This window comes from Pseudomonas sp. P5_B2 (assembly GCF_056400445.1).
In genome coordinates this window covers 1-7,849 of the sequence record NZ_JBFULH010000183.1, presented here as the reverse complement: position 1 = coordinate 7,849, position 7,849 = coordinate 1, and the positions used below count along the sequence as shown (strand labels likewise).

Genomic DNA, 7,849 nt, shown 5'->3' with positions numbered 1-7,849 from the left:
CCATATGACTGACAATCGCATGGCTGAAGTCTTTTACTTCATCCCAGCCAAGCTTACGGGTCAGTGGCACTACCAGGTGAACGCCTTTGCCGCCGCTGGTTTTAAGAAATGCCTTGAGCCCCAGTTCATCGAGCACCGACAGCGTCAGGTGAGTCGCTTCTACCATGCTTTTCCAGGGCAGCGCCGGGTCCGGGTCAAGGTCGAGTATGAAGCGGTCGGGCCGATCGAGGTTGTCCGAGGTGGCATTCCAGGTGTGCAGTTCCACAGTGCTCATTTGCACGGCGCCAATCAGCGCTTCGGCATTGTTGATGATCATCACCGGTTGGCCGGTCAGTTCCTTGCCCAGCGTGGTAATGCCGGGGATGGCCAGGCGCTCGGCGTTTTTCTGGAAAAACAGCTCACCGGCGATGCCGTCCGGCGCGCGCACCAACGCCACCGGGCGGTCTTTCAGTTCGGGTAAAATCCACTCGGCAACTCGGGCGTAATACTCGGCCAGTTGCACCTTGGTGGTGCCGCTGGAGGCGTCGATGACCCGGTCGGGGTGGGTAATGCGCACCTTGCCTTCACCCAGGCCGATCTGCGACGGCGCGGGAGGGTCTGTTTTCTTTTTTGCCGCAGCGGAGGTTTTTTTCTCTGGGGTCTTAACCACTTTCGGCTGCTCCTCTGTGATGCCCTTTGCGGGTTTGTCATCGCGCAGGCCATGGAACACCGCATGCCGCACCGAGCCGTCCTTGGTCATTTCAGCGAACGCCACTTCCGCCAGCAGCACGGGTTTGAGCCAGTGCACACCCTTGGCCTCGAAACCGGTCGGTGGATTGACCACCGAAGGCTTTTTTGCCGTCAACGGTTTCAACTGTTCGTAGATGCGCTTGAGGGTCGTCTCGTTGAACCCGGTGCCGACCTTGCCGGCGTAACGCAACTCGCCGCTGTCACGGTCATGCAAGCCGAGCAGTAACGCACCGAAGGCATTGCGCGAACCTTTTGGATCGGTATAGCCGACCACCACAAATTCTTGGCGGTGTTTGCACTTGAGCTTGATCCAGTCGCTGCTGCGCCGGGACACGTAAGGCGAACCCAGTCGCTTGCCGATCAGCCCTTCCATCTGCATCTGGCAGGCGCTGTTGAGTAAAGCTTCCGGCGCTTCGTCGAACGAGTCCGAAAAGCGCAACAACGGGTCCTGATTGAGTTTGAGCACGGTGGACAGCGCCACCCTGCGTTCTTCGACCGGCACCTCGCGCAAATCCACGCCGTTGAGGTACGGCAGGTCAAACAGGTAATACAGGATGTTGGCGCTGGCACCGGCATCGAAAGCATTTTGCAGCGCCTGAAAGTCCGGCACGCCCTGCTCGTCGGCCACCACCATCTCACCGTCGAGCCAGGCCGATTCAAGGTTCAGTGCCGCTAGCGCCTGGGCCTGCTTTGGCAGTTTGTGGGTCCAGTCGTGGCCGTTACGGGTGAAGAGCTTGATGTCACCGTGATCGATGCGGGCCATGATGCGGTAGCCGTCGAATTTGATCTCATAGCTCCATTGGCCCTCTGGAGCCTTTTCCACCAGCGTGGCCAGTTCGGGTTTGAGCTGTTCTGGCAGTTTGGCTTTGCGGGCGCCGGTGAGTGGTGCCGACGGCGTCTTGGCGCTGGGTTTGGCGGGCTTCTTGACGGGTTTGGGTTTGGCCGCTGTTTTTGCTGGTTTGGTGACGAGGGTCCGGTCACTCAGCACGCTGTCGGGCTCGGCAGTGACCACGTCGTAATCGCTCTCGGGTTTGGCTGCGCTGTCCTGATGCTTGATCAAGAACCATTGTTCTTGCTTACCCGGCATGTGCGTGCGCACTAGGTTCCACAGTCCGCCGAGCTTCTCGCCTTGCAGTTCGAATTTGAGTTTGCCCTTGGCGTAGGCCTTGGCCGGATCCTCCTGTGGAATCCATACGCCACGGTCCCAGACGATCACATCACCCGCGCCGTAATGTCCTTCGGGAATGCTGCCCTCGAACGTCGCGTAGTCCAGCGGATGATCTTCGACGTGGACCGCCAGGCGCTTGACCTTGGGGTCGAGCGAAGGACCTTTGGGCACCGCCCAGCTTTTCAGCGCGCCATCGAGTTCCAGGCGAAAATCGTAATGCAGGCGTGAGGCGTCGTGCTTCTGAATGCAAAACTGCAATGCATRGTCTTTCGCGTTTTTTTTGCTGGGGCGTTTGATCGCGGCGGGCTCAGAGGTCGCCGAGAAGTCGCGCATGCGGTTGTAGTCGTCAAGGTTCTTGTTCATGGCGCACCCGCCGACGCAACGATCCCCCCGATGCCGGGCCCCACCCGCGTGACGATCAGCGCCACCACCGCAATCCGCTCCACCCGCTGATAACCGGGGGTCAGCAACTCTTCACCGAACACGTCGGGATCGAGTTCACGGTAAGTCCAGCCGAACATCGGCGACGCGAGGCGCGGGGTCAGCGCTTGCAGAAACGGATCGCGGCCATCGATCATCGCCACGCCGGTGTACAGCACCAACGAACCGCCGGGTGCCAGTCTATTCAAGGCTTGCTCGACAATGCGCAGCGACAGTTGCGCACCAAACGCCCCGCCGCCATGGCGATAGGCACGCTCGGCCGGGTCGGCCATGTAGGGTGGATTGGCAACGATCAGGTCGAACTGACCGTCGACGTCCTGCAACACATCGCTGGCTTCAATGCTGACATTGGAAACCTCGGCAAGCGCGGCATTGATTGCGGTCAGACGCAGCGCCGCCGGGTTGATGTCCACGGCCAGCACTTGGGCTTCTCGGCGTGCGCGGGCAATCACAATGGCGCCGACGCCGGCACCACAACCGATGTCCACGGCACGCCGGATCGGAACGAAATTGTGTTGCAGATGGGCATGGATCAGCTGCGCAAACCGGTACGTGTCGGGACCGAAGAACACCGAGTCCGCTGCGTCGGTGGGAAAGGCAGAATGCACAAACAGCAGGTCATCCAGGGTTGACCAGCGCACCCGGCTTTTCAAGTGTCCGTTGCTTTCTTCGAGCACACCAGCCTGTTGTAACTGCCGCTGTTCATCCGCCGACAACAGACCCGGCTCGAATGGCTGCGACCAACCGAAAACATCGCGCAAGGTCTGAGCCTGTCGCCCGAAGGCCCGATCAAGCACTCGCTGATGGGTCAGCGGCGTGGGCGTGATGAATCGGTAGCCGTCAGCCTGCAAACGGCGCCCCAATTGCAGCAACGCCAGTTCGGCAGTGTCCATGTGTTCTTCCTGACTCATGAAAGGCTCCTTAGCGAAGGCTGGATTTGAGCTCGATGAATCGGCGCGTGGCCAACAGGCCGGCAGGATGGGAATGCCGGTGCGCCGACAGCCACGGGATCAACACCTGCATCTGCTCGGCGGCAGTTCGCCCCTCGAGCGCGGCTTGCAGGCTCTGGACATCCGGATCACTGGCCGGCAAGGCGGGTTCGACGGGTTCACCGGGGCTGCGGCGATACGCTGGTGGCGCACGCTCGGGCGTCCAATCACCGGCGATCCAGTCGTGCAGCAGTTGTTTTTCATACGGGCTGAACACCCCGAACATGGCCGCGCCGTCGCCCTCGATCAATTGCCAGAAACGGCTGGCTTGCGGGTCTTGGTGACGTTTGATCCAGCCCTTGTTTTCCAGGGCAGCGAGAAACCCCGGCAACTGCTCGGGTGCCGACAGCCATTGGTTGACGGTCTTGCCTTCAAAGCGGCAGTAGTCGGAATGCATGTGCTGGCCGAACGGACGTTTGCGTTCCAGCATGTTCAGCACTTCGCCATAGAGGTCGAATGACTCGATGATCGCCCGACTGCCCTGCCCCAGATCATTCAGCCGATAACCCAGCGCGACCCGTCGCAGAAAGTCTTCGCGATCACCTTCCAGCGGCATCAATTGCAGCACCGCCTGCACGGCTTTGTGTGCGTGGCCGGTGCTGGCATTGTCGATGGTCACGTGCAGCGTGAAATAATACGGATCGATGCCCAACTCACTCAGTTCATAGGCGCTGATCAGCAGGTGCAGCGGCAGCTGTTCATAGCCCAAGTTGTACCCGATCACCTCGGGTAAAAACGCCTCGGCACATGCGCCTAACGCCAGCTGTATCGCGCCTTGCAGGTAATGCTCGTCAGCGATGACGCCGGTGTCCTGCAAGCCAAGTTCCGCTAGCAGTTTGCGGTAGATCACCACATGGTTCTGCGCCGGGTTGCCGTCGCCCAACTCTTCGAGGTAGGTGCAGATCAGCCCATCGAAACGCGGGTCGCGCCAGTGTGGCAGCAACCCGGACAGCCAGGCGCCGTCCACCAGTTTGGTCGGGGCAACGGCTTGCAGGAAAAACAGGGCGTGGGCCTTGTTGCTAAAAAACTGACGCTCGCCTCCCGCTTTCCGCGCTTTGAGGTAGTCGGCGTATTGGCGAGCCACCTCGGTAGCGTGCTGTTCGACAAAGTTTTGCAGGCCCGACAGATCTTGTGGCATGTCCTGCGGCAGGTCTGCTGCCTRCTGCAGTTGAGCGTGTAGAAGCGTTCTGGCGAGAGGCTGGGTATCGTCGTTTGACAGCAACTGCTCGTAGGCCTGTTTCAGGCTACCGGTGGCAGACATCGCCTGCTCGTGGGCAGGCCGGGATTGGAGGTGTGTCAGGGCAGTCATGGGCGCATCTCTCGGTCTATGGCCAGTGGCAGGACGCTCAAGCAACACGTCTCTACATCAGCAGAGCGATGGCGCCGGACAAAAATTCAATCGGCGTTGAAATTGCCCGGACAGACGGGCTTGTGCTGCAGCCTCGGCTGGCACGGCAGCGAATATACTCAGCCAGTCCGGGTTCATCCTTCGGAGGTCAATCATGCGAACGGTCCACATCATCGAACCTGCAACATCACCTGCACCGGTGAATGTCGTCGGTGAGGCGATTACGATTCTGGCAGGGGGCGATCTGAGCAAACCCTTTGAAATGCACATTCAGGAAGGCGTGCAAGGTGGCGGGCCGCCGCCGCACTTTCATCCATGGGACGAAGCGTTTTACGTGGTCGACGGTCAGGTTGAAGTGACGGTGGCGGGTGCGTCCACCACGGTCTCGGCCGGGGGCTATGTGCACATCCCCGGCGGCTCTATCCATGCTTACAAAAACATCAGCCCGACCGCGAAAATGATCGGTGTGGTCTCAGACCCGCGGGGCGGGCAGTTCTTTGCGGCGGTGGACCGGTTGCGGGTGCCGGAGGATTTACCCCGGATACTGGAAATCGCTGAGGCGCACGGCATTACATTTCTGGTGTAGCTGATTTCGAGTCAGACGGTCAACCGCGTTATCGTTCTTCGTCGGAACGCCGCCCGGAGCAAGCCCGCTCCCACATTTAACCGAGTTGTACCTGACGCACGCGGTTAAATGTGGGAGCGGGCTTGCTCGCGAAAGCAATCTTATGGACAACACGGTTTTTGTGGCGGTCACTCAGGCCGGGGCACCCTTGGCCCGCTGCTCCAGATGCACCTGCAACTCGGGATCGATGTTCAGTGCCGACGCCAGTTCATCCAGATAGTTACGCTCGGCCTCTCCCTGATCATTCACCAGCATCACGCTGGCCAGGTACATTTCCGCCGCGATCGCCGGATCGGTGGCCGACAGCGATACATCGGTGGCATCCAGCGGCCGGGCCACCTCTTCATCCAGCCATTGCTGAAGGTCAGGGTCATCGGTGTGTTTGCCGATTTCAGCGCTGATCATCTGCTTCTCTGCGGCATCAATGCGGCCATCGGCCTTCGCCGCCGCAATCAAGGCACGCAGCACGGCATGGCTGTGGTCTTCGACGTCCGGCCCCGACAATAAATCGACGGTGCGCGGCGGCTGTTGTGGTGCCGAGGCCTGACTGCGCTGCCAGGCCTGATACGCCTGGAAAGCCATCATCCCTAACGAAGCCAAGGCGGCATAACTCGTGCCGCCGCTGGAGCGATGCTGAGTCGCACCGCCCGTAGGTGCGCCGCCGCCCAGCAAACCGCCGAGCAAGTCATCCAATCCACCACCGCCACTGCTTTTTGAGCCGCTCCCTCCACTCATCAGGCCGCCCAGTAACCCGCCCAGCCCGCCGAACGGATCTTGAGACGACGCGCCACCGCCGCCTCGTTGCGATATCGAGCCCTTGCCTGCCTGCAGTAGTTGTTCAAGCAAATCGCTGGTGTTCATGACGATGTCCTCCTGAAGGGAATGGATCCATTCAGGCAACGATAGACCCCGGCGGTAAATGCGCCACGACCGTTGGGCTGGCGTGAAAGCCTGATTCCCACGCTGCCTGGAATGACAGACGGTGAACCTTATCCCCGGATTTCCGGTCGATACCTGCAACCCGACCCGGTTTGCCCACACCCCCCGCTTGAAGGGGTGATAACGGGCTTGCTTCACTTTCTGGAGAACGCCCCCGTGATTTCGACCCTACACATTGCCAGGCTCAAAGCATGGGGCGCCCATGGTTTCACCGCGACCGGCGTAGTGACCGCCTTCCTCGCCACCCTGGCGCTTTTGGAAAATCAGCCGACCCACTGCCTGCTGTGGCTGGGGGTCGCGCTGATCGTCGACGGGCTGGACGGCGCACTCGCGCGCAAGGTCAATGTGCAGGCGGTGCTGCCCGGTTTCGATGGCTCGATACTGGACCTGGTGATCGACTACCTGACCTATGTGTTTATCCCGGCGCTGTTCATCTATCGCTACGTGCCGCTGCCCGACTTCACGCTGCTGCTGACTGTGTCGCTGATTCTGGTGTCATCGCTGTTTTGCTTCTGCAACGTCAACATGAAAAGCCAAGACAACTACTTCCAGGGTTTTCCGGCTGCATGGAACGTGGTTGCGCTGTGCCTGTACATCATCGCCCCGACGCCCTGGATCACCTTGCTCACCGTCATCGGCCTGGCCTTGTTGACGGTGACGCGGATGAAGTTCCTGCACCCGTTTCGCGTGCGCCGCTTCATGCCGATCAACATCGCCGTGACGGCCATCTGGTTGCTGTGCAGTTTGTCACTGGTGCTCAACCATCCGCTCATTAACCCGATGGTGATGGGGCTTTGGTTGCTGATGTCGGCGTACTTTCTGGGGATCTGCATCTGGCGCACGGCATTGGAGTGGTTTGACGGCGCGCGTCATCCATAATGCGACATGACTATTTATATCGTTCGACTCGGCTCACCGCGCACACCTGATGAGGGTCTGCGTTTAGGCACGGTACGCCGCCCACCCCGTGGCATACCGAAGCACGAGTTTGCCCGCCGGGATTTTTATGACGTGTGGCAACCGCTGCTATCACCCAGCGCGCAGTTGCTCGCCGAAGCCAAAGCGGCCATCGATGACAAGGCCTGGGAAGCCTTCAAACGCAAGTTCAAGGCTGAAATGAACCATCCCGCGCCCAGTCAGTTACTGGATCTGCTGGCGGCACTTTCCCATCAAACCTCGCTGGCGGTCGGTTGTTATTGCGAGGACGAAACGCGTTGCCATCGCTCGGTATTGCGCGAGCTATTAGAAGCCCGGGGCGCCAGCGTCGTGTAGACCTTCCGAACACCCAAAATCCACTTGTGGGAGCGAGCCTGCTTGCGAAGGCGGTGTATCAGACAACATCATTGTTGACTGACACTCCCTCTTCGCGAGCAGGCTCGTTCCCACATTTGGATCTACGCCAGCTCAGCGTCTGGTGATGACGACTTCCAGGTATTCGCTCGGCACCACTAGTGACTTCTCCCCTGCCCGGTTCGCCCGGTTCAGCAGCTCGGTCAGGTCCTGTTCAAACGCCTCGGCACCCTCGGGAGGCAGCACCGCGAAGGCTTTATGGAGCGGCCCGTACCACTTGCGAAAAACATCAATAAAGTGCTCCGCCGAGCGATAGCGGA

At 60.1% G+C, this 7,849-nt stretch carries 7 protein-coding genes and 1 pseudogene; 3 read left to right on the top strand and 5 right to left on the bottom strand.

Annotation, left to right across the window (positions count from 1 at the left end; genetic code table 11):
* The 3 genes from ligD to AC1DRJ_RS15180 form a co-directional block, all read right to left on the bottom strand.
* On the bottom strand, positions 1-2,260 hold a 2,260-nt coding region (ligD, locus tag AC1DRJ_RS15190), incomplete at its 3' end, for a DNA ligase D (protein WP_477802885.1).
* A complete protein-coding gene (locus AC1DRJ_RS15185) occupies positions 2,257-3,249 on the bottom strand; it encodes a methyltransferase (protein ID WP_477802884.1) in 993 nt (330 codons plus the stop codon). The genes AC1DRJ_RS15185 and ligD, both read right to left, overlap by 4 nt.
* A 10-nt stretch (positions 3,250-3,259) precedes the next feature.
* On the bottom strand, positions 3,260-4,636 hold the full coding sequence (locus AC1DRJ_RS15180) for an iron-containing redox enzyme family protein (protein WP_477802883.1): 1,377 nt from the start codon (positions 4,634-4,636) through the stop codon (positions 3,260-3,262).
* Positions 4,637-4,829: 193 nt separating this feature from the next.
* On the opposite strand from AC1DRJ_RS15180, the gene AC1DRJ_RS15175 reads away from it, so the two are divergent.
* The gene (locus tag AC1DRJ_RS15175; RefSeq protein WP_477802882.1) at positions 4,830-5,261 is read left to right on the top strand and encodes a cupin domain-containing protein; all 432 of its coding nucleotides are present in this window, start codon (positions 4,830-4,832) and stop codon (positions 5,259-5,261) included.
* Positions 5,262-5,432: 171 nt separating this feature from the next.
* Here the strand turns inward: AC1DRJ_RS15175 and AC1DRJ_RS15170 are convergent, their stop codons facing one another.
* A complete protein-coding gene (locus AC1DRJ_RS15170) occupies positions 5,433-6,161 on the bottom strand; it encodes a tellurite resistance TerB family protein (protein ID WP_477802881.1) in 729 nt (242 codons plus the stop codon).
* Positions 6,162-6,395: 234 nt separating this feature from the next.
* Between AC1DRJ_RS15170 and pcsA the strand changes: the two genes are divergently transcribed.
* Together pcsA and AC1DRJ_RS15160 are read left to right on the top strand one after the other, a co-directional pair.
* Entirely contained in the window at positions 6,396-7,118 is a 723-nt protein-coding gene (pcsA, locus tag AC1DRJ_RS15165) for a phosphatidylcholine synthase (RefSeq protein ID WP_477802880.1), read from the top strand.
* Positions 7,119-7,124: 6 nt separating this feature from the next.
* Positions 7,125-7,511: a DUF488 domain-containing protein gene (locus AC1DRJ_RS15160; protein WP_477802879.1), complete on the top strand. Its 387-nt coding sequence runs from the start codon at positions 7,125-7,127 to the stop codon at positions 7,509-7,511.
* Positions 7,512-7,643: 132 nt separating this feature from the next.
* On the opposite strand, the pseudogene AC1DRJ_RS15155 reads toward AC1DRJ_RS15160, so the two are convergent.
* A pseudogene (locus AC1DRJ_RS15155) lies at positions 7,644-7,849 on the bottom strand (SAM-dependent methyltransferase); the annotation flags it as partial.